General features: G+C 70.0%; 23 protein-coding genes and 1 tRNA gene. 7 read left to right on the top strand and 17 right to left on the bottom strand.

What is annotated here, in order from left to right; all coding sequences use genetic code 11:
* Positions 1–4: 4 nt before the first annotated feature.
* Positions 5–2,017: a M13-type metalloendopeptidase gene (locus tag ACY35P_RS05210; protein ID WP_462114768.1), complete on the top strand. Its 2,013-nt coding sequence runs from the start codon at positions 5–7 to the stop codon at positions 2,015–2,017.
* A gap of 50 nt (positions 2,018–2,067) precedes the next feature.
* Here ACY35P_RS05210 and ACY35P_RS05205 read toward each other — a convergent pair whose 3' ends face one another.
* Together ACY35P_RS05205 and ACY35P_RS05200 are read right to left on the bottom strand one after the other, a co-directional pair.
* Positions 2,068–2,739, bottom strand: a complete 672-nt coding sequence (locus ACY35P_RS05205; RefSeq protein WP_462114767.1) for a rhomboid family intramembrane serine protease — start codon at positions 2,737–2,739, stop codon at positions 2,068–2,070.
* A gap of 69 nt (positions 2,740–2,808) precedes the next feature.
* On the bottom strand, positions 2,809–3,156 hold the full coding sequence (locus tag ACY35P_RS05200) for an MGMT family protein (protein ID WP_462114796.1): 348 nt from the start codon (positions 3,154–3,156) through the stop codon (positions 2,809–2,811).
* A gap of 34 nt (positions 3,157–3,190) precedes the next feature.
* Here ACY35P_RS05200 and ACY35P_RS05195 point away from each other — a divergent pair, with 34 nt between their 5' ends.
* Positions 3,191–3,601, top strand: a complete 411-nt coding sequence (locus ACY35P_RS05195; RefSeq protein WP_462114766.1) for a hypothetical protein — start codon at positions 3,191–3,193, stop codon at positions 3,599–3,601.
* Between the two features lie 186 nt (positions 3,602–3,787).
* Here ACY35P_RS05195 and ACY35P_RS05190 read toward each other — a convergent pair whose 3' ends face one another.
* Both ACY35P_RS05190 and ACY35P_RS05185 read right to left on the bottom strand, forming a co-directional pair.
* Entirely contained in the window at positions 3,788–4,915 is a 1,128-nt protein-coding gene (locus ACY35P_RS05190; RefSeq protein ID WP_462114765.1) for an inorganic phosphate transporter, read from the bottom strand.
* Positions 4,916–4,925: 10 nt separating this feature from the next.
* Positions 4,926–5,552, bottom strand: a complete 627-nt coding sequence (locus ACY35P_RS05185; protein ID WP_462114764.1) for a DUF47 domain-containing protein — start codon at positions 5,550–5,552, stop codon at positions 4,926–4,928.
* A 224-nt stretch (positions 5,553–5,776) separates the two neighbouring features.
* Between ACY35P_RS05185 and ACY35P_RS05180 the strand changes: the two genes are divergently transcribed.
* Positions 5,777–7,093 (top strand): hemolysin family protein, encoded by a 1,317-nt coding sequence (locus tag ACY35P_RS05180; protein ID WP_462114763.1) that lies wholly within the window; start codon positions 5,777–5,779, stop codon positions 7,091–7,093.
* Positions 7,077–7,694, top strand: a complete 618-nt coding sequence (locus ACY35P_RS05175) for an exopolysaccharide biosynthesis protein (protein WP_462114762.1) — start codon at positions 7,077–7,079, stop codon at positions 7,692–7,694. The genes ACY35P_RS05180 and ACY35P_RS05175 overlap by 17 nt, the downstream gene beginning before the upstream one ends.
* Here the strand turns inward: ACY35P_RS05175 and ACY35P_RS05170 are convergent, their stop codons facing one another.
* From ACY35P_RS05170 to ACY35P_RS05160, 3 genes are all read right to left on the bottom strand, one after another.
* Positions 7,695–9,830 (bottom strand): putative bifunctional diguanylate cyclase/phosphodiesterase, encoded by a 2,136-nt coding sequence (locus tag ACY35P_RS05170; RefSeq protein ID WP_462114761.1) that lies wholly within the window; start codon positions 9,828–9,830, stop codon positions 7,695–7,697.
* The gene (locus tag ACY35P_RS05165; protein WP_462114760.1) at positions 9,827–10,750 is read right to left on the bottom strand and encodes a phosphate/phosphite/phosphonate ABC transporter substrate-binding protein; all 924 of its coding nucleotides are present in this window, start codon (positions 10,748–10,750) and stop codon (positions 9,827–9,829) included. The genes ACY35P_RS05170 and ACY35P_RS05165 overlap by 4 nt, the downstream gene beginning before the upstream one ends.
* 109 nt (positions 10,751–10,859) lie before the next feature.
* Positions 10,860–11,633: an RNA methyltransferase gene (locus ACY35P_RS05160; protein ID WP_462114795.1), complete on the bottom strand. Its 774-nt coding sequence runs from the start codon at positions 11,631–11,633 to the stop codon at positions 10,860–10,862.
* Positions 11,634–11,711: 78 nt separating this feature from the next.
* On the opposite strand from ACY35P_RS05160, the gene ACY35P_RS05155 reads away from it, so the two are divergent.
* On the top strand, positions 11,712–12,545 hold the full coding sequence (locus tag ACY35P_RS05155; protein ID WP_462114759.1) for an inositol monophosphatase family protein: 834 nt from the start codon (positions 11,712–11,714) through the stop codon (positions 12,543–12,545).
* A gap of 90 nt (positions 12,546–12,635) precedes the next feature.
* Here the strand turns inward: ACY35P_RS05155 and secF are convergent, their stop codons facing one another.
* The 5 genes from secF to queA all read right to left on the bottom strand — a co-directional run bounded on the left by secF (position 12,636) and on the right by queA (position 18,268).
* Positions 12,636–13,619, bottom strand: coding sequence for a protein translocase subunit SecF (gene secF / locus ACY35P_RS05150; RefSeq protein WP_462114758.1), 984 nt, complete (start codon positions 13,617–13,619; stop codon positions 12,636–12,638).
* Positions 13,620–13,631: 12 nt separating this feature from the next.
* Positions 13,632–15,494, bottom strand: coding sequence for a protein translocase subunit SecD (gene secD, locus ACY35P_RS05145; RefSeq protein WP_462114757.1), 1,863 nt, complete (start codon positions 15,492–15,494; stop codon positions 13,632–13,634).
* Between the two features lie 73 nt (positions 15,495–15,567).
* Positions 15,568–15,915, bottom strand: a complete 348-nt coding sequence (gene yajC / locus ACY35P_RS05140; protein WP_462114756.1) for a preprotein translocase subunit YajC — start codon at positions 15,913–15,915, stop codon at positions 15,568–15,570.
* Between the two features lie 81 nt (positions 15,916–15,996).
* Positions 15,997–17,133, bottom strand: coding sequence for a tRNA guanosine(34) transglycosylase Tgt (gene tgt, locus ACY35P_RS05135; RefSeq protein WP_462114755.1), 1,137 nt, complete (start codon positions 17,131–17,133; stop codon positions 15,997–15,999).
* A gap of 73 nt (positions 17,134–17,206) precedes the next feature.
* Positions 17,207–18,268 carry a tRNA preQ1(34) S-adenosylmethionine ribosyltransferase-isomerase QueA gene (gene queA / locus ACY35P_RS05130; protein ID WP_462114754.1) on the bottom strand — a complete coding sequence of 354 codons (1,062 nt, stop codon included), beginning with the start codon at positions 18,266–18,268 and terminating at the stop codon, positions 17,207–17,209.
* Between the two features lie 206 nt (positions 18,269–18,474).
* Here queA and ACY35P_RS05125 point away from each other — a divergent pair, with 206 nt between their 5' ends.
* Positions 18,475–19,980 (top strand): aminotransferase class III-fold pyridoxal phosphate-dependent enzyme, encoded by a 1,506-nt coding sequence (locus tag ACY35P_RS05125; RefSeq protein WP_462114753.1) that lies wholly within the window; start codon positions 18,475–18,477, stop codon positions 19,978–19,980.
* An 18-nt stretch (positions 19,981–19,998) separates the two neighbouring features.
* On the opposite strand, the gene ACY35P_RS05120 is transcribed toward ACY35P_RS05125, so the two are convergent.
* From ACY35P_RS05120 to ACY35P_RS05105, 4 genes are all read right to left on the bottom strand, one after another.
* On the bottom strand, positions 19,999–20,400 hold the full coding sequence (locus ACY35P_RS05120) for an MAPEG family protein (protein ID WP_462114752.1): 402 nt from the start codon (positions 20,398–20,400) through the stop codon (positions 19,999–20,001).
* Entirely contained in the window at positions 20,400–21,128 is a 729-nt protein-coding gene (locus ACY35P_RS05115) for a TMEM43 family protein (protein ID WP_462114751.1), read from the bottom strand. Before ACY35P_RS05115 ends, ACY35P_RS05120 begins: the two co-directional genes overlap by 1 nt.
* Positions 21,125–22,015 carry an MBL fold metallo-hydrolase gene (locus ACY35P_RS05110; protein WP_462114750.1) on the bottom strand — a complete coding sequence of 297 codons (891 nt, stop codon included), beginning with the start codon at positions 22,013–22,015 and terminating at the stop codon, positions 21,125–21,127. The genes ACY35P_RS05115 and ACY35P_RS05110 overlap by 4 nt, the downstream gene beginning before the upstream one ends.
* Before the next feature lie 107 nt (positions 22,016–22,122).
* Positions 22,123–22,198: transfer RNA gene (locus ACY35P_RS05105), tRNA-Phe, on the bottom strand.
* A gap of 147 nt (positions 22,199–22,345) precedes the next feature.
* Here ACY35P_RS05105 and ACY35P_RS05100 point away from each other — a divergent pair.
* Positions 22,346–22,765, top strand: a complete 420-nt coding sequence (locus tag ACY35P_RS05100) for a DUF6491 family protein (protein WP_462114749.1) — start codon at positions 22,346–22,348, stop codon at positions 22,763–22,765.
* Between the two features lie 58 nt (positions 22,766–22,823).
* Here the strand turns inward: ACY35P_RS05100 and ACY35P_RS05095 are convergent.
* The coding region (locus ACY35P_RS05095; protein ID WP_462114748.1) for a S8 family serine peptidase at positions 22,824–24,830 on the bottom strand (2,007 nt) is incomplete at its 5' end.

Genomic DNA, 24,830 nt, shown 5'->3' with positions numbered 1-24,830 from the left:
CGCAATGACCGCACGCCCGCTCGCCGCCGCCCTCGCCGTGGCTCTCGTCGCCGCCCTGTCCTCGCCCGCGACGGACGCCGCGACCAAGAAGAAGGCAGCGGCGCCGAAGTCGAGCGCACCGACGGCCTGCACCGACTTCCACGCCTTCGCCAACAGCGCCTGGCTCACCGCGAACCCGCCTACGCCGGGCGTGCCCTCGGTGTCCGCGCTCGACCAGCTGCGCCAGCGCGCCCACCAGCAGCAGATCGACCTGCTGAACGGGTCGATGTCGGCCCCGCAGAACGACGTGCAGAAGCTGCTCGGCGACTTCTGGGCGAGCGGCATCGACGAGGCGGCGGTCGAACGCGACGGCGCGAATCCGATCGCGCCGCTGCTCGGCCGCATCAATGCAATCAGGAAGGCGAAGGACATTCCGCCCGCAATCGCCGCGCTGCACCAGGTCGGCATCCCGGTCGCCTTCAACTTCAGTGCGGACGTCGACCTCGCCGACACCGACCGCCACGTCGGCTACTTCACGGAAGGCGGCGTCGGCCTGCCCGATCCGGCCTTCTACACGCGCACCGACGCCGAGACGCGCGAGGTGATGGATCGCTACCGCGCCTACGTGCGGCGCATCCTCGCGCTCACCGGCACGCCGGAAGCGCAGCTGCCCGCGCAGGTCCAGCAGGTGCTGGACCTCGAGACGCGCCTCGCGCAGTCCGGCCGCCCGGTCGCCGCCCTGCGCGATCCGCGCGCCAATTACGCGGCCGTGCCGACGGCGGGGCTCGCCAAGCAGTACAAGCGCCTGCAGCTCGCCGAGTTCCTCAAGGCGCAGGGCGTCACCGACGACCAGGTGTCGATGGCGAACGCGGCCCTCTTCGCGGCGCTCGACAATTTCGTCGCCACGCTGCCGCCGGAGCAGTGGAAGACGTTCCTGCGCTGGCGCGTCGGCGACTCGATGGCCCCGTACCTCAGCAAGTCGTGGCGCGATGCGAGCTTCGACTTCCGCGGTCGCGTGCTCGGCGCGCAGGTCTCGCCGATGCCGCGCCAGGAATCGGTGCTCGACGCGATCAACCTCGCCGCTGGCCCGATGCTCGGCCGCGAGTATGTCGCGCGCTTCCTGCCCGCCGCGTCGCGCACCCAGGCCGAGGCCATCGCGACGCAGGTGCGCGATGCGCTGTCGACGATGGTCGACCGCGACACGCGTCTCGGGGCCGCCGCGAAGACCGAAGCGAAGGCGAAGCTCGCGGCGCTGAAGGTCGAAGTCGGCGCGCCGCGTCGGGACCTGGACTACACCGTGCAGCCGATGGGCCGGGGCAGCTTCGGCAGCAACATGCTCATCGCGTCCACCTGGCGCCATCGCGAGGAGATGCGCCGCATCGGCCGCGGCAATGCCGATCGTCGATGGGACGTCCTCCCGCAGCAGCCGGCGCTCGCCTACGACGTGCCGCAGAACCGCCTGATCGTCACCGCCGCGATGCTGCAGGCGCCCGTGTTCGACGCAACGCAGCCGCAGGCCGCGCTCTACGGGGCCTACGGTGCGCTGGTCGGCCACGAGCTCGTGCATGCGATCGATCCGCAGGGACGCCTGATCGACGCCCGTGGCCAGGCGCGCGACTGGTGGACGCCGGCCGAGGCCAGCGCCTGGTCGTCGCAGGTCTCGCGCATCGGCGCGCAGGTCTCGGCACAGCCGTATCCCCAGCTGCAGGGCGTGCGCGTCAACGGCAGCCTCGTCGGCGAGGCGCTGGCGGCCGACCAGGCCGGCGTCGAGCTGGCGCAGGCTGCTCTGCAGACGGCGCAGCCGGGTGCTTCGAAGGAAACGATGCAGGCCTTCTACACGGCCTGGGCGCGCCTCTGGCCGGAGCAGACGTCGGTGGACGTCGCGACGGCGCGCGCGGCGAGCAGCGCCTATCCGCCCGGCCGCTGGCGCGCCAACCTGCCGCTGATGAACCAGCCGGCGTTCGGCACGGCGTACGCCTGCAAGGCGGGTACACCGATGCAGCCCAAGGCGGACCAGCAGGTGCGCTTCTGGCCGTGAAGCGCCGCGCGGCTTGAACGAAAACGCCCGCTTCAGCGGGCGTTTTCGCGTCAGTGCACGATGCGGATGTTCGGCGGCCGGGGCCGCGGACCGCGGGACGGCGGACGCCGACGCCAATGACGGATCAGGAGCCAGCCGAACAGCATGCCGCCCAGGTGGGCGAAGTGGGCGACGCCGGGCATGGTGCCGGTGACGCCCATGAACAGTTCCGCGACGCCGTAGAAGATGACGAGCGTGCGCGCCTTCAGCGGCACGGGCGGAATCAGCAGCATCACGCGCTGGTTCGGGAAGAGCATCCCGTAGGCCAGCAGCAGGCCGAAGATGCCGCCGGACGCACCTACGGTCGGATAGGCCTCGCCGCCCATGCGCAGCGTCGCGTAACCGACGACCAGCTGGCACAGCGCCGCGCCGATGACGCAGGTGAAGTAGTACGTCGCGAAACGCCGCCGGCCCCAGATGAATTCGACCTGCGAGCCGAACATCACGAGCGCCAGCATGTTGAACAGCAGGTGCCCGAAACTGCCGTGCATGAAGGCGTAGGTGACCAGCTGCCACGGCATGAAGGAAGGCGCCCCGTAAGGATCGCCACCGCCGATCGGCCACAGCTGCAACATTTCGAGCACGTCGCCCAGCACAGTTTCCGCCGCGAACCACTGCAGCAGGAACACGACCACGTTGGCGATCAGCAGGGCCCGGGTGACGGGCGGCAGTTTGGCGAACATCACGGCTCCTCGGGAGCCGTCATGGTAGCTGTTGCAGTGCAGTAATTCGCGGCCGGCGGCGCCGCTCGCTCAGCCCGGAGGCCCCCACAGCGCCTCGTCGAGCGTCGCGGCGCGAGGGCGGGCGGCCACCTTCACGCGGCCGTCGACCACCGCCACGCCATCGGCCCGAAGCCGCGCGCATTGCTCCAGGAATCCGTCCGAACCCGGCGGAAGCGCGATGCGCCCGTCCGACCGCAGCACGCGATGCCAGGGCAGGCCCGGCGCGTCGCCGGTGGCGAGCAGCCGCGCGACCAGCCGCGCGCGACCCGGCAGTCCGGCGCGCCGCGCGACCTCACCGTAACCCGCGACCTCGCCGCGTGGAATCGCGCGGATCGCATCGAAAATCCGCTCGGCGGCGTCGTTCGTTCCTGGCGTCATGGCGGTTAGCATAGCCACACCCAGGAGCCGAACCATGCGCGATTTCGACGACATCCGTGACTACCTCGACGGCGCAGGCCACGAGGTCACCGTCCACGACGACGGCCTGATGTGCATCGAGCTCTCGCTCGACCACGGCAGCCGCCACCAGGCGATCTTCCTGACCCGCATCGCCGACGAGGACGAGCGCCTGTACCTGCGCGTGAGCACGGTCGTCGCGCCGATGACGGGCGTCGATCCGAAGCGCGCGCTGGCCTTTAACTGGGACAGCCAGGTCGGCCATCTGGCGCTCGGCGACCTCGACGGCGTGCCGCACCTCCAGCTGTGCGAGAACCGCCCGTTCGCGGAACTCGACCTCGCCGAGATCCATCGCCTCGTCCTGGAAATCGGCGGGCTCGGCGATCGCATGGAACGCACGCTCTCGGCGGGCGGCGACCTCTTCTGATCGGTGCCCTCGACGGCTGAATGCCGCCGCCGTCGATCACGCTTCGTTGACGCCTGCCTAACCCGCCCGGGAGGATCGTCGATCCCGCGGCGGCAACCCCGCCGTGCACTCTCCGAAGCGAGTGCACTCCCCGCTCGGGAGGAGGAACCCCGGTGGATGGAGCCCCACCGGGGTTCTTTTTGCGCCTCAGGCCAGCCCGGTCGCGCGCAGCGCCTTGAACGACAGCCAGGCGATGCCGCCGGCGGCAGGAATCGTCAGCACCCACGCCCACACCATGCGCTCGACCACGGTCCAGCGGATCGCGTTCGAGCGCTTCGCCGTGCCCACGCCCATGATCGTCGCGCTGATGTTGTGCGTGGTGGACACGGGGATGCCAAGCGCGGAGGCGGTGAGGATCACGGCCGAGGCGCTGGCTTCCGCCGCGAAGCCGTTGATCGGCTGGAGCTTCACCAGCTTGTGGCCAAGCGTCTTGATGATCCGCCAGCCGCCCGCCGCCGTGCCGGCCGCCATCACCAGCGCGCAGGTCACCTTGATCCAGGTATCGATGTCCTTGTGCACCATCGCGCTCTGCGTCGGATGCAGGAACGCAAGCCACGCCGGCAGGTTGTCGAGGGTGCCGGCCGCCTGCGCGCCCAGCAGCGCGATGGCGATGATGCCCATCGTCTTCTGCGCATCGTTCGAGCCGTGGGCGAAGCCCATCGCGCCCGCGCTGACCATCTGCGCGACCTTGAAGCCGCGGTTGACCGAGCGGGGCCGCGCCGCACGACGCAGGAAGCCGCCGCTCGACGCCATGCCCGAGATGATGGCGTAGAGCACGCCCATGACCAGGAAGCCGATGATGAAGCCGATCAGCGGCGACGAGACCATCGGCACGAGCACCTTCCAGAGCACGCCGCCGCTCTTGAACCACGGGTCCTTCGGCTCCGACCAGACGATCGCATGCCAGTTGCCGTTCGATGCCGCGAGCGCCGCGCCGGCGAGGCCGCCGATCAACGCGTGCGAGGACGACGACGGCAGGCCGACGGCCCAGGTGATCAGGTTCCAGACGATGCCGCCGAGCAGCGCGCACAGCACGAGCTGCGACGTCACTTCGACGACGTGCGTGTCCACGATGCCGGAGGTGATCGTCTTGGCGACGGCGGTGCCCCACAGCGCGCCGACGAGGTTGGTCGCCGCCGCCAGCATCACCGCCTGCATGGGCGAGAGCGTCTTCGTCGCGACCACCGTCGCGATCGAGTTGGCGGTGTCGTGGAAGCCGTTGATGTACTCGAAGATGAGCGCGGCCGCGACGACCACCAGCACGAGGGTCAGCATCGACGTCGCCTCAGGAGTTCTTCAGCACGATTTCGTAGGCGACGACGCCGGCTTCCTGGCAGCGGTCGATGGCCTTCTCGAGGATCTCGAAGAACTCCTTGAGCAGGAACATCTGCAGCGAGTCCAGCTGGCCGGAGTAGATGTCGCGGTAGAGCTCGAGCATCAGGCGGTCGGCCTCGTTCTCGATCGAGCGCAGCCGGTCGCTGAGCGCCTTCATCGGCTCGATCTTCATGCCCGGCAGCGCCTGGACCATCTCGACCACCACGCCCGCCGCCTTCTCGAGCATCGCCGCGCGCGGCGCGAAGTCGATGCCCTGCAGGTGCTTGAGCGCGAGCGAGTAGCGGTCGGCGAACTTCTCGACCTGCTTGGGGATCTTGTAGAGCGCCGAGCCGAGCGCCTCGATGTCCTCGCGCTCGATCGGGGTGATGAAGCTGTTGACCAGCTCCTGGCGGATCTTGTCGGATGCCGCGCGTTCGCGCTGGCGCGCGAGCTTGAACGCGTCGAGGGCGGGCTGGCCCGTCGTCTCGCGCAGCATCGCGTGCAGCGCCTTGGTGCTGTCGTGCGCGGCGACCGCGGCCTCCTCGAGCAGCGCGTAGAACTGCTTGCCTTGGCCGAACATCGTCTGCAGGGAAAACATGGGTGGCCTCGTGGCGGGCGGGCGGATGACACAATTATGACGGCCGATTGTTACGGTTTTCTTGCACCTCTCATCGGACCTTCACGAAGCGCCTGTCTCGCGGCCTGATAAGATCGCGCCCGCTTGAACCGTCCCCTGCCCCGCTCCCGGATCGCGCGCCCCGCCCTTCCCCGGCACGGCCGCGCCTGCCCGAACGCGCGAGCCCCGCGCCTGGAACCGATTCCGTGCGCGACCTGCTGATCGTCTTCGTCCTCGTGGTCTTCAACGCCTTCTTCGCGATGTCGGAGATGGCGGTGATGACCTCGCGCAAGTCGCGCCTGCGCCAGATGGCGGCGTCGAGCACCCGCGCACGCAAGGCGCTCGAGCTGTCGGAGGCCCCGGAGAGCTTCCTTTCCGCCGTCCAGCTGTGGATCACGCTGCTCAGCCTGCTCACCGGCTACTTCGGCGGCGAATCGATGGGCGAAAAGATCGCCGAGCCGCTGCGCGACATGCCCGCGCTGGCGCCGTACGCCACCTACATCGGCCGCGTGACCGGCTTCCTCGTCGTGCTGTTCTTCTTCGGCCTCATCGGCGAGCTCGTGCCCAAGCGCATCGGCACGCTGCGGCCGGAGGCCATCGCCGCGCTCGTCGCGTACCCGATGGACTTCTTCGCGAAGATCGCCAAGCCGTTCGTGGTGCTGCTGTCGACGTCCACGCGGCTGCTGTTGCGGCTGCTCGGACTCGGCAAGGACTCCGGCGAGGCGGTGACCGAAGAAGAGATCCGAATGCTGGTGAGCGAAGGCCACGAGCAGGGTGTCATCGACGCCGACGAGCGCAAGATGATGAACCGCGTGCTGAGCCTCGGCGACCGCACCACCGAGGGCCTCATGACGCCGCGGACCCGCATCGCCTGGCTCGACGCCGCCGCCGAGCCCGCGGAAAACCTCGAAATGCTGCACGCCTCGCCGTTCTCGCGTTTCCCGGTCTACCGGGGCAGCGACCAGGACGTGGTGGGCGTTCTCGAAGCCAAGACCCTCCTGCGTGCGTTCGGCCGCGGCACGGTGCCCGACCTGTTCTCCGAGTTGCGCGAGCCGTTGTTCGTGTCCGAATCCACCCCGGCGCTGAAACTGCTCGAGATCTTCCGCGAGGAGCAGCAGTCCCTCGCGCTCGTGGTCGACGAGTACGGCGACGTGACCGGGCTGGTCACCGTCAACGACCTCATGGGCGCGGTGATCGGCCGCATCCAAAGCGACAACGACGACAGTCCCACCGGCGTCGTGGTGCGCGACGACGGCTCGCTGCTCGTCGACGGCTCGCTCGGCGTCGAGGAGTTGCGCGAGCTGATGGGCGTGAGCCACCTGCCCGGCGAGGACGAGCACGACTTCCACACGGCCGCGGGCATGGTGATCGCCCAGTTCGGCCGTATCCCCCACGCGGGCGAGCACGTCGACTGGAACGACTGGCGCATCGAAGTCGTGGACCTCGACGGCCCCCGCGTCGACAAGCTGCTGCTGCAGCAGGTGCCGACCCAGGATGGGAACGACGATGACGGGACCGGCTGAGCGCGGCCGCGTCCACGGCGCGCGCGCCCTGCTCGATGCACTCGCCGAAGGCGATCCGGACGAGGTGCAACCGCTCGCCGGCCTGTTCCGCGGCCTCGGCGACAGCGCCTTCGGCATGCTCCTGCTGGCCGCGGCCGGCCCCGCCTTCATTCCGGTTCCGGGGCTCGCTGGCGGCCTGAGCGGCCCACTGGTGATGCTGGTCGGCGTGCAGCTTCTCGTGCGCATGCCACAGCCGTGGCTGCCGGCCGCGATCGGCCGTCGAGGGCCGAAACGGCGCACGCTTGCGAAGCTGCGCGACCGCATATCGCCGTGGCTCGGGCGCCTGGAGCGCGTCGTGCGCCCGCGCGCGGGCGTGCTGCTCGACCACCCGGTCGCCGAGGTATTCACCGGGCTGCTGGTGCTGCTCGTCGGCGCCATGCTGACGCTGCCGATCCCGTTCACCAACTACCTGTTCGGGGTGCTCGTGCTGCTCTTCGCGCTCGCGTTCCTGGAACGCGACGGCCTGCTGATGGCGGCGGCGTGGGTCGGCGGCATCGCGGCGGCGATCACGTTCGGGCTGCTGTCGGGCAGCATTGCCCACGCGATCGCGCGATACGTCTGATCAGGCCGCGACGGTCCCGGCGGCGAGCGCCTCGAAATCCTCCGCCTCGAGCGGATGGCCGAGCCAGAAGCCTTGGGCGAGGTCGCAGCGGCGCTCGCGCAACAGCGCGTATTGCCCCTCTTTCTCGACGCCTTCGGCGACGACGGTGATGCCGAGCGAATGCGCCATCGCGATGATGGCGGTGGTGAGCGCGAGGTCGTCGGGATCGCGGAGCACGTCGGCGACGAAGCTGCGGTCGATCTTGACGCCATCCACCGGCACGCGACGCAGGTGGCTGAGCCCGGAGAAGCCCGTGCCGAAGTCGTCGAGCCAGACCTTGACGCCCAGCGAGCGCAGACGCGTGAGGAGCTGGCTGGCGTGCGTCTCGTCGGAGATCACCGCGGTCTCGGTGAGCTCGATGTGCAGCCGGTCGGGCGACAGGCCCGCGTCGCGCAGGCTGGCTTCGACCATCCGCGCGAGGTCGCCGCTGCGCAGCTGGCGGGGCGACACGTTGACCGACACGAACAGCGGTGCCCCGGCGCCTCCGCGCCCGTTCGCCCAGCGCACGGCATCGCCGCAGGCCGCGCGCATCACCTGGGGCCCGATCGTCTCGATGAGGCCGCTCTGCTCGGCGACGTCGATGAACACCGACGGCGCGATGACCCCCTGTTCGTGGTGCTTCCAGCGCAGCAGCGCCTCGGCGCCGACGAGCTGGTGGTCGACGAGCCGATACACCGGCTGGTAGACCAGCCTCAGCTCGCCGCGATCCCAGGCGCCGCGCAACTCGTTCTCGAGGTGCACGCGTCGTTCGACCGCCTCGTTCATCGCACGGCTGTAGAAGCGGTAGCAGCTCTTGCCCGCGACCTTCGCCTGGTACATCGCGATGTCGCCGTTCTTCAGCAGCGCGGTCGCCCCGTCGGCGTCGTCCGGGAACAGCGTGACGCCCACCGACGTGCCGAGGAACACCTGCCGGCCCTGCACCACCAGCGGCTCCGACAGCACGGCGACGAGTCGCTCGGCCAGTCGCGTGGCGGTGCCGCGCACTTCGCCGTCCTCGACCAGGATGACGAACTCGTCGCCACCGAATCTTGCAACGCGCGCATCGGCACCGCCGATGCTGTCGACCGCGGACGAAATCCGGTGCGCGAACTGCAGCAGCACTTCGTCGCCCGCGTCGTGCCCCAGGGTGTCGTTGATGCGCTTGAAGTCGTCGGCATCGGCGAACAGCAGCGCCAGTTGCCGCCCTGCTCCGTTGAGCTGGAGCAGGCGGGCATCGAGCATCTCGCGGAAGGCCAGCCGATTCGACAGGCCCGTCAGCGCATCGGTGTAGGCCATGCGCCGGATCTCGCGGTCGTGCCGCGCGACGCTCTGGCCCATGCGCCCGAACGCGCGGACGAGGTCCCCGAGCTCGTCCTGGCGCCGGCTGACCGGCATCTCGACATCGAAGCGTCCGGATTCGATCTCGCGCGCGGAATCGGCGAGGTCGCTGATGGGCCGCACCATCGTGCGCTGGATGACCGCGAGCAGGACGCCACCGAGCGCGAGCAGTGCGGCGCTGAGCAGCACGATCGCCAGAAGCTGGCGGTGGCCGGCCTCGGCGATGCGGCCGCGCAGGTCCGCCATGGCCGCCTGCTGGAAGTCGCGGCCTTCGTTCCGGCCGAAGCCCACGCGCACGCCGCCGAGGCGCGAACCGCCGATCAGCACGGGCGCGGCGACGTCGAGGAGATCGCCCGACATCTGGGTATGCACCTCGCGCGCGCCGATCGCTTCGTAGGCGAGGTCGTCGTCCATGCGCCGGCCGTAGGTCGGGATGTCCGGCGTGCCGTCGTGCAGGATGTTGCCGTCGGCGTCGAAGACGAGCACGTAGCGCACGCCCGGCTGCCGCAGCGTGCTCTTGGCGAGGTCGCCGACCGCATCCAGGTCGAAGTAGTAGAGCGGATTCACCAGCTCCTTCGCGAGCTGGCCGGCGGTGCCCTCGGCGCGACGGCGCAGGTTCGCGTCGAGCACCTCGCTGGTCGCCTGGCGGGACATCGACTCGACGGTCTTCTGCACCTCCTGCTGGCGCATCCAGAACAGCACCATCAGCGCGCTGGCGGCGAGGATCGCGAAGCCCACCATGGCGAAGAACTGTGCCTGGAGGCCGATCCGCACCTTCATTCGACCGACGCCTTGATGCGCGTCACGCCCCGGCCGATGCCCGCCAGCGACGCTTCGGCGGCGGCATCCAGCGGCAGGAAGCGCGTCGTGCCGAAGAAGGCGAGCAGCGCCTCGCGCGCGGCCGGATCGCTGGACGCCTGCAGCAGCACGTCCCGGAGCCGCGCGGCGATGCGCGCGTCGAGGTCGCCCCGCACCACCTCGATGGCGCGCGGGTATTCGGGCGTCTGTCCGATCAGCACGAAGTCGCGGCGGAAGGTGGTCGGCACGCGCTGCGGGTTCTCCCAGTCGACGTTGCTCATCACGCCGGCATCGACGAGCCCCTTGTGCACCCACGTCGCGATGTTGAGTTCGGAGCGGGCGAACAGGTAGCCGATGGCGCCGCGGCTCGGCTGGTCGTCGGGGGACAGCAGGATCTCGAGGTGCATGCCGCGGTCGAGCAGCAGGCCCGCCGGCACGTAGTAGGCGCTCGTCGACGACGGGCGCTGGAAGGCGATGCGACGTCCGGCGAGGTCGTCCAGCGACGACAGGCCCCGATCGCGGCGGGCGAAGAAGACGCTGCGATAGCGGCTCACGCCGTCGCGCTCGGTCAGAAGCAGCGGCGTTGCCCCGGCGCGCTGGCGCAGCAGCATCGCGGTTCCGGCGGTCTCGGTGACCCAGTCGACGCGGCCACGGCGCATGTAGCTCGCCATCTGCTGCGGATCGCGGGCCATCAGGATGCGGCCCTCGCGGATGCCGAGGTCGGCCATGCGCGGCACGACGTAGTCGAGCAGCGGCTTGAGCTGGTCGTAGTGCGCCGCGGGGTCGTCGCTGATGCGCCCGAGCACCAGCACGCCGGACGCCGCGCCGTCGGCGGCGCGGAGCGCATCCGGTGCGGCCAGGGCCAGCAGCAGGCAGCAGAAACGGAGGACGCGCTGGAACACGACTGAGACCGGAAGACTCCCCGCGCCAGCCTAATCGAATCCGGGTCGAATTGGGACGGGCATCGCGCTCCGCGCCACGGCGATCACACGGCCGGACGCCCGCGGGCGACTACGGCGCGGCGCCCGGCGCGCCGGCGATGCGGGCCATCCGCTGCGCGTCGGCGAGCACCCCGCGAAGCAGCCGGACCTCCCGCTCGTCGAGCTCGGACCGGCTGAAGATGCGGCGCAACTTGCGCATGGCGCTGTCGGGGGTCCGGCCCTTGTGGAAGTCGATCGCGTCGAGCGTCTCGGCCAGCTGGGCGTAGAAGCCCTCGAGCTGCTCGTGCGAGGCCGGGGTGTCCCGCGGCTCGGCCGCCGGGGCTGCCTCGGCATGGCCCAGCAGTGCGATGCGGACCTCGTAGGCCAGCACCTGCACGGCCGCGGCGAGGTTGAGCGAGCTGTAGGTCGGGTCCGCGGGGATGTGCACCGCGTCGTGGCAGAGATGCAGCTCGTCGTTGGTCAGACCGGTGCGCTCGCGGCCGAAGACCAGCGCCACGTCCCCATCCGGCAGCCGCGCGGCCACCGCCTCGGCGGCCGCGCGCGGGCTGAGCTCCGGCAGCGCCACGCGCCGGCTCCGGGCGGTACAGCCGAGCACCCGCTGGCAGCCCGCGAGCGCGGAGGCGAGGTCCGGATGCAGCTCCGCCGCCTCCAGCACGTCGTCCGCGCCGGCGGCCAGTGCGCGGGATTCCTCGTTCGGAGCCTTCTCGGGCGCCACTAGCACCAGCCGCCGCAGCCCCATCGTCTTGAGGGCACGGGCGGCGGAGCCGATGTTGCCGGGGTGCTGCGTGCCCACGAGCACGATGCGGATGCGGTCGGCGCCGAGCGCGATGAAGTCGGGAGTCATGCCCGCAATGGTAAGCTTCACGACCCGCCGTCGATGGCGGGATCGCTCTTTTCCACGGCCAGCGCGCCCGGACATCCCATGCAGAAACCCGCCATCACCTTGATGATCAAGGCCGCGCGCGCCGCCGGCAACGTGCTCCTCCGCCACATGCACAAGCTCGACGCGCTGAACGTCGTCGAGAAGGGCCGCATGGACTTCGCGAGCGAAGTCGACGCCCTGGCCGAGAAGGAGATCATCAAGGAATTCCGTCGCGCGACGCCCGACTACGCGATCCTCGGCGAAGAGAGCGGCCCGCTGAATTCCGCGCCGCGGTCGCGCTACACCTGGGTCATCGACCCGCTCGACGGCACCAGCAACTACCTGCGCGGCATCCCGCATTTCTGCGTGTCCATCGCGCTGTGCGAGAACGGCGAACCCATTAACGGCCTCGTTTTCGACCCGCTGCGCAACGAGATCTTCCACGCCACGCGTGGCGCGGGCGCGGTGCTCAACGACAAGCGCATCCGCGTGGCCGAGCGCAAGGACCTCAACGGCGCGATGCTCATCACCGGCTTCCCGCCGCGCGAGCGCGAGCGGGCTTCGGCGCAGCTGAAGACGCTGGATGCCGTGCTGGGCGTCGCCGAGGACGTCCGCCGCACCGGCTCCGCTGCGCTCGACCTCGCCTACGTGGCCGCGGGTCGCGCCGATGCCTACTTCGAGGCGGGCCTGAAGCCGTGGGACATCGCGGCCGGCGTGCTGCTGGTGCGCGAGGCTGGCGGCAAGGTCGTCGACTACCGCGGTCGCACGCTCGGTCCGATGGACAACCGCGGGCTCGTCGGCCGGCCGCTGGTCGCCGGCAACATCAAGATCTGCGACGAGCTGCAGAAGCGCATCGTCGACACCGGCTACGCGGCGACGTTCGACGCGACCTGAGGCCGGTCGCCGGGGCGCACCCCGGCCTCTCGACATCCAAGAAAAAAGGCCGCATCGCTGCGGCCTTTTTCCGTTGCGGCGCGGGCGACGTCAGGGACGCCGCGCGAGTTCCGCCTCGTCCTTCGCCTTCGGCATCAGGTCCTGCTTGGACACGCCGAACCAGAGCAGCAGCGGGCAGGCGATGAAGATCGACGAGAGCGTGCCGATGACCGTGCCGATGATCTGCGCTTCCGCCAGGCCGCGGAGCGACGCACCGCCGAAGACGTAGAGCGCCAGCATCGAGAGAAAGGCCACGAAGGAGACGATGACCGTACGCGACAGCGTCTGGTTGATCGCCTTGTTCATGATCTCGCGCGGGCTGAGCCGCATGCTGCGGAAGTTCTCGCGCACGCGGTCGAACACCACGATCGTGTCGTTGATCGAGAAGCCCATCACCGCGAGCAGGCCGGCGAGCACGGTCAGGTCGAACTCGTGGCGCGTGAGCGCGAACCAGCCTGCGACGATCGCGACGTCATGGATCGTCGCAATGATGGCGCCCAGCGCGAACTTCAGCTCGAAGCGCATCGAAATGTAGATCAGCAGGCCGACCAGCACGAACAGGAAGGCGTAGAGCGACTTCCAGGCGAGCTCCTTGCCGACCTGCGGACCGACGAAGTCGCTGCGCTGCACATGTGCGGCATTGCCCGGCAGGCTCGCGGCCTGCACGACGGCGGCGGCGGTGCGGTCGCGCGCGCTGTCGCCCGCCCCGCCCTTCTGCGGCTGCAGGCGCACCATCACCTCGCGGCTGGAGCCCAGGCCCTGCACCTGCGCGCCACCGAAACCGGCACCGTCGAGGCGGTTGCGCACCGCATCGGTGTCGACCGGCTGGTCGTACCGTAGTTCGACGACCGAGCCGCCCGTGAAGTCCAACGCGAAGTTGAACGTGCGACCCGGGTCGAACCCGCCGTTGAAGGCATTGAACAGCATCACGGCGAACGAGCCGAACAGCAGCAGGCCGGCGATCGTCAGCGAGATCCAGCGCAGGCGCATGAAATCGATGTTGCTGTCGTACGGGAAAACATTGAAAGGCTTCATGGATGTCTTCCCTTAGATCGCGATCGACTGCAGCTTGCGGCGACGGCCGTAGATCAGCGTCGCGATGGCGCGCGACACCGAGGTCGCCGTGTACATCGAGGTCAGGATGCCGACGATCAGCGTGACCGCGAAGCCCTTGATCGGGCCCGTGCCGAACGCGAACAGCGCCAGGCCCGCGAGAATCGTGGTGAGGTTGGCGTCCGCGATGGTGCCCTGCGCGCGCTCGTAGCCCTCCGCGATGGCCGTCTGTGGCGGCAGCCCCAGCCGCAACTCCTCGCGGATGCGTTCGTTGATCAGCACGTTCGCGTCGACCGACATGCCGACGGTGAGCGCAACGCCGGCCATGCCGGGCAGGCTGAGCGTGGCGCCGAACAGCGAGAGCAGCGCGACGACCATCAGCAGGTTCATCAGCAGCGCGAGGCAGGTGATGATCCCGAAGACGCGGTAGTAGATGAGGAAGAAGCCGAGGGTGAAGAGGAACGAGTACAGCACGGCCTGCAGGCCGCGCTCGACGTTCTGGCGGCCGAGGCTCGGGCCGACGATGCGCTCTTCCACGAAGTCCATCGGCGCGGCGAGCGAGCCCGAGCGCAGCAGCAGCGACAGGTCCGACGCCTCCTTCGCGCTGCCCAGGCCCGTGGTCTGGAATTCCTTGCCGAACACGCTCTGGATGTTGGCGACGGAGATGACTTCCTGGTTGATGCGCGTGCTGCGCACTTCCTTGCCGTCGACCGTCTTCACCTCCGGCACGCGCTCGATGTACACCACGGCCATCGGCTTGCCGACGTTCTCGCTGGTGAAGTCGAACATGCGCTGGCCGCCGATGCTGTTCAGCCGGACGCTGACCGCCGGGGTGCCCGACTGCGGATCGGTCGTCGCCGTCGCGCCGACCAGCTGGTCGCCGGCCACGATGATGCGCTTGCTCAGCAGGATCGGAACGGGCTTGCCGTCCGGGCCGACCTCGCGCCGGTAGTAGACCTTCGCCTCCGGGGGAACGCTGCCGCTCGAAATGGCGTCGTAGGCATTGCCTTCGATCACCGCGCGGTACTCGAGCGTGGCGGTCGCGCCGATGATGCGCTTGGCCTGTGCGGTGTCCTGCACGCCCGGCAGCTCGACGACGATGCGGTCGGTGCCCTGGCGCTGGATGATCGGCTCGCCGACGCCGATCGCGTTCACGCGGTTGCGCAGCGTGCTGACGTTCTGCTCGACGGCTTCCAGCGCGAGACGCTGCGCCTCGGCCGGCAGCATCTTGACGACGATGCTGCCGCCGGAAACGGCGACATCGAGGGTCGTCTGGCCCCGCGTGATGAGCTGGCTGGCCGTCGCCGCGTCTTGCGGGGCCACCTGGGCGACCACGGCGCCGTCCGCGCGGCGCTCGACCGACTCGTACCGGACGCCGGCGTCGCGCAGCTGCACACGCACGTCCTCGGCGAGCGCGTCGAGGCGCTTGTCCATCGCGGCCTTCTGGTCGACCTGCATCATGAAGTGCACGCCGCCCTGCAGATCCAGGCCGAGCAGCATCGGCTTCGCACCGATCGACGACAGCCATTCGGGCGAGGTCGACGCGAGGTTCAGCGCGACGACGTACTGGTTGCCGAGCGGCTCACGCAGGACGTCCGAGGCCTTGACCTGCTGGTCGGGATGCGCGAACCGGATCAGCAGGTTGCCCTTGTTGATCTCGACCCGCTTCGGCGCGATGCCGGCCTGCGTGAGCAGACCGGTGACGCGCGACTGCAGCGCGGCGTCGATGGCACCACCCCGGTTGGCGGTCACCTGCACGGACGGGTCCTGCGGGAAGACGTTGGGCAGCGCGTACAGCGCGCTCAACAGCAGCAGGACGAGGGCAAGGGCGTATTTCCAGCGCGCGTAGGTCAGCATCGAAGTCCAGGCGGCTCCCCGCCGCGTACATAGCGTTTAGGGGCGGCCGGAGCCGCCTTCAAGGGCTCGCGGCTCAAGCCGCCTTCAGGGTGCCCTTCGGCAGGACGTTGCCGATCGCCGCGCGCTGCACGCGAACGCGCACGCCGTCGGCGATCTCGATGGTCACGAAGTTCTCGCCGATGTCGGCGACGGTGCCGGCGAGGCCGCCCGCGGCGATCACCTCGTCGCCGCGCTGGAGCTTCTCGAGCATGCCGCGGTGCTCCTTCGCGCGCTTCATCTGCGGACGGATCATCAGGAAGTACATGACGCCGACGAGCAGGAGCGGGAACAGCAGCGTGCCGAAGCCGCCGGCGCCGGCGCCGGGGGCGGCGCCCGTGGCCTGCGCGTGGGCGGCGGGAATCAGGAGGTCGAGCAGCGACATGGCGGAATCCGGCGAAAACGACCCGGGATTATGCCATGCGCTTCACGTCGCGCCGGGTACGGCCGGCAGGCGGCCGCCCGTTCAGGCTTCGACCGCGTCCCGGCGGGCGGCGTAGAAGGCGTCCCGGAACGCCGCGAACCGTCCTCCAGCGATCGCCTCGCGCATCCCGGCCATGAGGCGCTGGTAGTACCGGAGGTTGTGGAGCGTGCCCAGCACCGGGCCCAGCATCTCGTTGCAGCGGTCGAGGTGGCGGAGGTAGCTGCGCGTGTAGCCGTTGCGGCAGGCGTAGCAGTCGCAGCCTTCCTCGATCGGGCGCGTGTCGCGCTCGTACTTCGCATTGCGCACGCGCACCACGCCGGTCGACGTGAAGTAGTGGCCGTTGCGCGCGTTCCGCGTCGGCATCACGCAGTCGAACATGTCGACCCCGCGTGCGACCGCCTCGACGAGGTCCTCGGGCCGGCCCACCCCCATCAGGTAGCGCGGCCGGTCCTCCGGCAGTTGTGGCGCGGTGTGCTCCAGCATCGCATTGCGTTCGTCCTCGGTCTCGCCCACCGCGAGTCCCCCGATGGCGTAACCGTCGAAGCCGATCGCCTTCAGCCCGTCCGCCGAGCGCGTGCGCAGCTCGCGGTGCACGCCGCCCTGCACGATGCCGAATAGCGCGGCGTCGTTGCCCTCGTGCGCGCGCTTGCTGCGCTCGGCCCAGCGCAGGGAGAGCTCCATCGAGCGTCGGATGACGTCCGGCGATACGGGGACGCCGTCCTTATGCACTGGCGGGCACTCGTCGAAGATCATCACGATGTCCGAATCGAGCACCTTCTGGATCCGCATGGACTCCTCGGGACCGAGGAAGACCTTCGCGCCGTCGGTCGGCGAGGCGAACGTCACGCCCTCCTCCGTGATCTTGCGGCGATGCGCCAGCGAGAACACCTGGAAGCCGCCCGAGTCCGTGAGGATCGGACCGGTCCAGCGCGAGAAGCCGTGCAGGCCGCCGTGGTCGCCGATGACGTCGAGGCCGGGCCGCAGGTAGAGATGGAAGGTGTTGCCGAGGATGATCTCGGCGCCGAGCTCGCGCACCTGGTCGGGCGTGACGCCCTTCACCGATCCATAGGTGCCGACCGGCATGAACGCCGGCGTCTCGACGGTGCCGCGCGGGAATGTCAGCCGGCCGCGACGGGCCACGCCGTCGGTGCCGAGCAGTTCGAAGGACATGCGGCTCATGCGTGCTGGAATCCGGAAATCGTGTGCATGGGCCACGGGGGCGTGGCCGCGACGCATTGCGATGCGTCGACGGTCATCGGTGCGGTCCGCTCGCCGGCGCGCGCCACAGCAGCATCGCGTCGCCGTACGAGAAGAAACGGTAGCGCGCGTCGATCGCGTGCCGGTACGCGGCGAGGATCCGGTCGCGGCCCGCGAACGCGGACACCATCATCAGCAGCGTGCTCTGCGGCAGATGGAAATTGGTGACCATCGCGTCCACGGACGTCATCCGGTAGCCGGGCAGGATGAACAGCTGTGTCTCGCCGGCGAACGGCGCGAGCACGGCGGTGCCGTCGGGCTCGTGTCGCGTGGCGCTCTCCAGCGCGCGGACCACCGTCGTGCCCACGCCGATCACGCGCCCGCCCGCGTCCCGCGTGCGGCGGATCTTCTCGACCAGCGCGGCGCCCACGTTGATCCATTCGCTGTGCATCTGGTGCTGCGTGAGGTCGTCCACCCGCACCGGCTGGAAGGTGCCCGCACCGACGTGCAGCGTGACGTGGCCGGTTTCGACACCCATCGCGGCCAGGCGCGCGAGCAGCGCCTCGTCGAAGTGCAGGCCGGCGGTCGGCGCGGCGACGGCGCCGACCTCGCGCGCGAACACGGTCTGGTAGCGCTCGGCGTCGTCGATGCCGGGCTCGCGCTGGATGTACGGCGGCAGCGGCAGGCGCCCGGCGTGCAGCAGCCAGGATTCGAGCGGCTCGCCGACGGCGAACTGCAGCAGGTAGAACTCGCCCTCGCGACCGAGCACGTGGGCCTCGCCGCCGGCGTCGAGCGCGATGACCGCGCCGGCCTTGGGGGACTTGCTCACGCCGAGTTGCGCGCGCGCCCGATCGCCGCCGAGCAGGCGCTCGATCATGATCTCGACGCGGCCGCCCGATGCCTTCTGGCCGAACAGGCGCGCGGGGATCACGCGCGTGTCGTTGAAGACGAGCAGGTCGCCCGCGCGCAGCAGCGACGGCAGGTCGCGCACGACGCGGTCCTCGAACGGACCGTCGCCCGGCGGCACGACGAGGAGTCGGCTCGCCGATCGTTCCGGCAGGGGCGCCTGCGCGATCAGTTCCTGCGGAAGCTCGTAATCGAAATCGGATTTCTTCAAGGCGTACGCACCGGCGCGACCGTTCGTCGTGGCGCGAACGGGCCGCACAGTGTAGCGGCGTGGCGGGGGTTATCGGCGCAAATGGCGCGTGGTAGCATGGACGCAAGCATTTGAATGGAAACGGAAAACGTGTTCGCACGGGCTTCCGCGCCCGCGCTGTTCCCGCGTTTTACGTGCTTCCCGTCACCGACTTCCGGAGTCCCGCCATGAACCAGTCCGCCGCCCATGCCATCGCCCTCCTCGCACCCCTGCGTGCCCGCGGTGGCGAGCGCCGGACCGTCGGCCTCGACGATGCGACGGTCGAGCGCTTCGCGGCGTCGCACCCGGAACTGCTGGAGGCCATCGAAGCCGCGGCGTCCGAATTCGCGTCGATCCAGGGCGACATCGCGGACCTGCTGGACCTCGACGAGCAGGCGCAGATCCATGCGGTGCAGGCGGGCTACGTCAACTTCTATCCGGACGACGCCGTCAACCCGTACGTCGCCCTCGCCGCCCGCGGGCCGTGGATCGTCACGCTCAAGGGCGCCGTGGTCCATGACTCGGGCGGCTACGGCATGCTCGGCTTCGGCCATGCACCCGCCGCGGTGATCGAGGCGATGTCCAAGCCGCAGGTGATGGCGAACGTTATGACGCCGTCGGTCTCGCAGTTGCGCTTCGACCGCGCGCTGCGTGCCGCCGTGGGCCGCGAGGGCTGCCCGTACGAGCGCTTCTTCTGCCTCAATTCGGGTTCGGAGTCGGTGTCGCTGGCCTCGCGCATCGCGGATGCGAACGCGAAGCTGATGACCGATCCGGGCGCCCGCCACGCGGGCCGCACGATCAAGCGCCTGGTCGTGAAGGGCAGCTTCCACGGCCGCACCGAGCGTCCCGCGCTGTATTCCGACTCGTCGCGCCGCACGTACATGCAGCATCTCGCGAGCTTCCGTGGCGAGGATTCGGTGATCACGGTGGAGCCGTACGACGTCGAGACCCTGCGCCGCGCGTTCGCCGACGCGGATGCGAACGGCTGGTTCATCGAGGCGATGTTCCTCGAGCCCGTCATGGGTGAAGGCGATCCGGGCCGCGGCGTGCCGCGTGCCTTCTACGAGGCCGCGCGCGAACTCACGCGCAGCCACGGCGGCCTGCTGCTGGTCGACTCGATCCAGGCCGGCCTGCGCGCCTCCGGCGTGCTGTCCATCGTCGACTACCCGGGCTTCGAAGGCATCGACGCGCCGGACATGGAGACCTATTCGAAGGCGCTGAACGCGGGCCAGTACCCGCTGTCCGTGCTCGCCGTGAATGCGCGCACCGCGGCGCTCTACCGCAAGGGCCTGTACGGCAACACGATGACGACCAATCCGCGCGCGCTGGACGTCGCCTGCGCGGTGCTCGCGCAGGTCACGCCCGCGGTGCAGGAGAACATCCGCGCACGCGGTCGCGAAGCGCTCGAGCGACTGGAAGCCCTGCGCGCGGAGATGGGCGGGCTGATCACCAAGGTGCAGGGCACCGGCCTGCTCTTCTCGTGCGAGCTCGCGCCCGAGTTCAAGTGCTACGGCGCCGGGTCGACCGAGGAATGGCTGCGCGAGCATGGCATCGGCGTGATCCACGGCGGCGTCAACTCGCTGCGCTTCACCCCGACGTTCACCATCACCAGCGACGAGCTCGCGATGGTGGTCGGCATGGTCGGCCGTGCCCTGCGCGAAGGCCCGCGTATCGAGCAGGCCGCGGCGGCCTGACCGACCGCGGGGCGCCGCTCAGTGCGGCGCCCAGCCCGCGATGCCGCGCAGCAACGCGAGCACGGACGCGGTGAGGATCACCCCCCACGTCAGCAGCGTGCCCCAGAAGCGCCCGATCGAATAACCGCCGGAGCGCGACAGGCCGAGCGCGTGCAGCACGCGCGCGAGCAGCAGCGCGGCGCCGAGCGCGGCCACCGCGTCGCGCCGGAGTCCGGTGCCTTCGAGCAGCGCGAGCAACAGCAGCGCGAACGGCACGTATTCGATGAAGTTGGCATGCACGCGGATGCGCCGCAGCAATTGCGGATCGCCGCCGTCGCCGAGGCCGATCTTGCGTCCCCGCCGCAACGCGACGATCGGCCAGAGCAGCGTGAGCAGCAGCAGGCCGTGCAGGCCCGCGACGATCGAAGTAACGGGCAGCATCAGGTCTTGCCTCCGGTGATGGCACGGGTGAGGAACCACAGGCCTACGAGTGCGAGCGCGGCGATGGCGATCAGCCAGGGTCGCAAACGCAGCGCGGGCTGCCGCGTGGCGGCGGCGATGTCGACCGCGGGGCGCGCGGGTGCGGGCGCCGCGGCGACCTTCGGGCTGAGGCGCCAGGCCCCGCCCTGCAGTTCGACCTTGCCGGCCAGCGGTGGGAGCGCGAATTCGTGCCAAGTGATGCGCACATCGCCGATCTGCGGGCGAAGCGGGTTCTCGGTGCTGGCGAGCCCGTCGCCCTCGGGCTGGAAACGGCCCGACATGGCGCCGGGCAGCCGCGAGAAGGCGGGACGCAGCGTCTGCCATTGCCCCAACAGGCGCACCACGGACAGCGGCAGCGGGCGCCCGTCCAGCGAGACACTACGCACCCACCACTGGCGATTGCGGACCGGCAGCCGCGCGGGATTGCGATGCGGTGCGTCGAATGTGGCGGAATCGATGGGCGCGGCGTTCCAGACCGTGGCGTAGCCTCCCGACTCGTCGCGTCGCCACTGGAACATCTCGACGCGCCGTTCCATGCCGAACTGGCCGGAGCCCACGCCGAATTCCGGATCGGCGAGCGCGTTCGACGGCTGCGGCTCGCCTTCGGGCGCCGACTGCGCCGACGCGCTCGGCGCGAAACCGAGTACCGCGACCAGCAGCGACGCGGCCACGGCCCGCACGAAGCTCATGCGGCGAACGCGCGCGCCTGCAAGGCCGGCACTTCGTTGGCGGTGCCGAAACGGCCCTCGGGGGATCGCACCACGCGGGCGAGCGCACAGGCCGGGTCGTGGGTGAAGTACAGATGGACGTCGCGCGACAGCATGTCGTTGAGGAAGGCGCGCTTCTCGTCGATGAGCAGTTCCGCGTTGCGGTCGTAGCCCATGGTGATCGGCACGTGCACCCACGGACGGCCCGGGATGAGGTCGGCGCAGAACACCACCCCGCCATGCGCATGGCCATGCCCGTCCTGCGCGCCGACGATCTCGGCGAGCATCAGGCCGGGCGTGTGGCCGTCGCTGTAGTGGAAGCGCACGGCATCACCCAGGGTGACCGAGCGCGGCCCGTCGACCAGTTCGAGGCGGCCCGTTCCCTGCAGCAGGCCCGGCAGTTCCGGAATGAAGCTCGCGCGGTCGCGATCATGCGGGTCCAGCGCGCGCTCGAAATGCCGCTTGCCGACGATGTAGGTGGCGTTCGGAAACACCAACGACGGAGCTACGCCGTCGCGCCAGCTCGACAGCAGCCCGCCGGCATGGTCGAAGTGCAGGTGCGACAGCACGACCACGTCGATGTCCTCCGGTGCGAAGCCGGCGCGCTCGAGCGAATCGAGCAGGACGTGGCGGTCCTCGACGACGCCGAAGCGATCGCGACGCGCGGGATCGAAGAAGGCGCCGATGCCGGCCTCGAACAGGACCGTCTTCCCCGCGAGCGGCGAGGCCAGCAGCGCGCGGCAGGCGAGGTCGATGCGGCCCTGCTCGTCGGGCGCCGCCCAGCGCGACCACAGCGCGCGCGGCGCGTTGCCGAACATGGCGCCGCCGTCGAGCTTCTGGCGATTGCCGTCGATGGACCAGAGCTTCATGGCGATCTCCGCGGCGGATGCCTCATTCGACCGCCTGCGGGCGGTGGGGTCAAGGCAAATCGCACCAACGAAAAAGCCCGCGTGAGCGGGCTTTCGATGCGGAACAATGGTGGCCGGGGAGGGAATCGAACCCCCGACACGGGGATTTTCAATCCCCTGCTCTACCAACTGAGCTACCCGGCCAACCGCCACGGGCGGGCCCGTGGGAGGCGGCATGTTAGGGGGCGTCGGCGACATTGGCAAGCCGCATGCGGACTGAACGGGCGGCGATCTGCACGACCAGCCACGCCGGAGCCGGCGCAAGATCGGGAAATCAGTCCGGAGTCCGCCATGCACCGCTCGCTCCTCGCCGCAACCGCCCTGCTCGCCGCCGGCCTCGCCGGCTGCGCCACGAACTCCGCCGCGCGCGAGGCCGACCAGCTCGCCCTGTACCGTGCGCACGCGGGCCCGCCGGTCAGCAGCTTTCCGTACCTGCGCACCCTGACTCAGTGGACCCCGCTCGGCCGCGACGCACTCGCGGTCTGGCTCTCGCCGACTCGCGCCTACCTACTCGACGTCTCCAACTGCAGCGACCTCGAGTTCGCGCACGGGATCCAGCTGACCGAGAACGGCGGCACCGTTTCCGCGCGCTTCGATCGCGTGCTGCCGCTCGGCACGTCGATGGCGATCCCCTGCCGCATCGAGCAGATCCGGCCGCTCGACACGCGCGCGATCCGCGACGCCGAGCGCCTCGCCCGCACGGCACGCTGACCAAAAAAAAGCGCCCCGGAGGTCCGGGGCGCCAGGGCGCTCGCGCGCAGGGGAAGGCTCAGTCCTCGGCGGCGCGGTAGGCCACGAGGTAGCGACCGGCCGCCACCGCGAACGCGGCACGGGTGACGGTCTTGCCCGGATCGAAGTAGGCCTTGAGCGTGGGCTGCAGGTCGTACGGACCCTGTTCCACCGCGAAGCGCGCGTTGATCAGGCCGAGGTCGAGCGCGTACTGCACGTAGCCGCGCAGCGCCACCGGGATCGAGGCCGCATCCGCCACCGGCACGCGCTTGCCGTCGTAGGCCGCCGTGACCGTACCGCTGAAGGCCTGCGCCTCGGACTGCAGCGCCATGCTCTGCACGAGCGAATAGGCGAGCGAGACGCGCGTGACCGAATCGGTCGGCTTGAACGCGCCGCCCACCGTGCCCATCACGCCGTCCTGCGAGTGCGCGAGGTCGCGGAGCACGCCGCCTCGGGCGATGGCCGCCTCGGCGAACGCGTAACCCGTCGTGCCTGCGGACAGGTCGGTGAAGCTCGACTTGCCGCTGAAGGGCAGCGACTGGCGCAGGTTCTGGCCCATCGCCAGGTACTGCGCGAGTTCGATGCGCTTGAGCACCGCATCCGGGCGGAACTGCTTGTCGGAGTAACCGTCGACCAGGCGGTTCGCGACCGCGAACTCGATCGCCTGGCGCGCCGGGTGGCTCGCGATGTCGTTCAGGCCCGTGTAACCGCCCGAGTTGAGGAACGAGATCTGGCCGTCGACATAACCCGGGGCCGCGTAGCCGTTGGTGACCTTCGCCGGATCGAGGGCGACGCCCGAGACCGACCCGATGCCGCGCACGGTGAGCTTCCACTTGCCCGGCTTGCCGGGCGCGCCGATGGTGACCGTGTCGCCGGCCGCGGGAAGCGCAATGGACGAGCCGTACTGCTCGCCGTCCGGATCGATGAGCACGAGTGCGACGGTGTTGTCGACCGTGGCGCGCGCGCTGACGAAGGCGACGTCGGATGCGACGTCGAACTCCATCGTGTCCACCGGGCCCACGGGCGAGAAGAACAGCGAGAACGGCTTCGGGTCGGCGCCCTTCGCCAGCACCGCGTTCGAGTTGAACGTGCGCAGCGCGTTGACCGTCGCGCCGTAGCCGGTGCGCACGTTCGTCGACTCGGCGACGGCCGCGTAGGCGTTCACGTGGCCGGCGCCGGCTTCCCACGCCAGGCGGCCCGTCATGTTGGTCGCGGTGCGCTTGAGGATGTCCTTCACCTGCGCCGGGGTCAGGTTCGGGTTGGCCTCGAGCATCAGCGCCACGATGCCGGCCACGTGCGGCGTCGCCATCGAGGTGCCGCTCATGTGCGTATAGAACGGCAGGTGCTCGGGCGCGAGGGCCGCCGCATCCTGCTCCGCCGCCAGCGGCGGCAGCGCGCCCGTGTTGGCGCGGGTGGAAATGATGTCCACGCCGGGGCCGACGATGGTCGGCTCGTTGACGTAGGTCCAGCTCTGGCCGTCGGGCATGGTGAACGTGCCCGTCTCACCGCGTTTGCCACGCGAGGAGAAGCCCGTCAGCACGCCGTCTTTCTCGCCCGCGCCGACCGAGATCACCCACGGCGCCTGCGCATACGGATTGTGCGTGTCCTCGCCCGGACCGTCGTTGCCGGCGGCGAACACACTGACGATGCCGCGCTTGTACAGCTCGTACGTGGCGATGCTGACCGGGTTCGACGGATCGAACGGGCCGCTGCTGCCCCACGAATTGCTGACGACGCGGATCGTGTCCTTGTAGCTGAACTGGTTGGTGGCCGCGTAGTCGAGGCCGCCGACCGCGTCGAGGATGAAGAGCACGGCGCCGGAGCCGTAGCCCACGAGCGAGGCGCCCGGCGCGACGCCGCGGTAGAGGCCGTTCGAGCGCTGCCCGCTGCCGCCGGTGATGCCCGCGCAATGCGTACCGTGGCCGGAGCTGAGGTCCGAGTTCGGCACGTTCTCGAGGTACGTCAGCGGGATGATGCCCGGCGCCACGTCGGCGGCCACTTCGCGCAGCACGTTCTGCGGCGCGAGCACGTTCTGCACGACATGCGT

It is taken from the genome of Lysobacter xanthus (genome assembly GCF_047159895.1).
Note: the sequence above shows the minus strand (reverse complement) of the source record. Positions and strands in the feature narration are given on the sequence as shown.

Bases quoted from the DNA above. Each gene is read 5' to 3' on its own strand.
- ACY35P_RS05210 (WP_462114768.1), top strand. From the start codon at position 5: ATGACCGCACGCCCGCTCGCCGCCGCCCTCGCCGTGGCTCTCGTCGCC.
- ACY35P_RS05205 (WP_462114767.1), bottom strand. From the start codon at position 2,739: ATGTTCGCCAAACTGCCGCCCGTCACCCGGGCCCTGCTGATCGCCAAC.
- ACY35P_RS05200 (WP_462114796.1), bottom strand. From the start codon at position 3,156: ATGACGCCAGGAACGAACGACGCCGCCGAGCGGATTTTCGATGCGATC.
- ACY35P_RS05195 (WP_462114766.1), top strand. From the start codon at position 3,191: ATGCGCGATTTCGACGACATCCGTGACTACCTCGACGGCGCAGGCCAC.
- ACY35P_RS05190 (WP_462114765.1), bottom strand. From the start codon at position 4,915: ATGCTGACCCTCGTGCTGGTGGTCGTCGCGGCCGCGCTCATCTTCGAG.
- ACY35P_RS05185 (WP_462114764.1), bottom strand. From the start codon at position 5,552: ATGTTTTCCCTGCAGACGATGTTCGGCCAAGGCAAGCAGTTCTACGCG.
- ACY35P_RS05175 (WP_462114762.1), top strand. From the start codon at position 7,077: ATGACGGGACCGGCTGAGCGCGGCCGCGTCCACGGCGCGCGCGCCCTG.
- ACY35P_RS05170 (WP_462114761.1), bottom strand. From the start codon at position 9,830: ATGAAGGTGCGGATCGGCCTCCAGGCACAGTTCTTCGCCATGGTGGGC.
- ACY35P_RS05160 (WP_462114795.1), bottom strand. From the start codon at position 11,633: ATGACTCCCGACTTCATCGCGCTCGGCGCCGACCGCATCCGCATCGTG.
- ACY35P_RS05155 (WP_462114759.1), top strand. From the start codon at position 11,712: ATGCAGAAACCCGCCATCACCTTGATGATCAAGGCCGCGCGCGCCGCC.
- secF (WP_462114758.1), bottom strand. From the start codon at position 13,619: ATGAAGCCTTTCAATGTTTTCCCGTACGACAGCAACATCGATTTCATG.
- secD (WP_462114757.1), bottom strand. From the start codon at position 15,494: ATGCTGACCTACGCGCGCTGGAAATACGCCCTTGCCCTCGTCCTGCTG.
- yajC (WP_462114756.1), bottom strand. From the start codon at position 15,915: ATGTCGCTGCTCGACCTCCTGATTCCCGCCGCCCACGCGCAGGCCACG.
- tgt (WP_462114755.1), bottom strand. From the start codon at position 17,133: ATGAGCCGCATGTCCTTCGAACTGCTCGGCACCGACGGCGTGGCCCGT.
- ACY35P_RS05125 (WP_462114753.1), top strand. From the start codon at position 18,475: ATGAACCAGTCCGCCGCCCATGCCATCGCCCTCCTCGCACCCCTGCGT.
- ACY35P_RS05120 (WP_462114752.1), bottom strand. From the start codon at position 20,400: ATGCTGCCCGTTACTTCGATCGTCGCGGGCCTGCACGGCCTGCTGCTG.
- ACY35P_RS05115 (WP_462114751.1), bottom strand. From the start codon at position 21,128: ATGAGCTTCGTGCGGGCCGTGGCCGCGTCGCTGCTGGTCGCGGTACTC.
- ACY35P_RS05110 (WP_462114750.1), bottom strand. From the start codon at position 22,015: ATGAAGCTCTGGTCCATCGACGGCAATCGCCAGAAGCTCGACGGCGGC.
- ACY35P_RS05100 (WP_462114749.1), top strand. From the start codon at position 22,346: ATGCACCGCTCGCTCCTCGCCGCAACCGCCCTGCTCGCCGCCGGCCTC.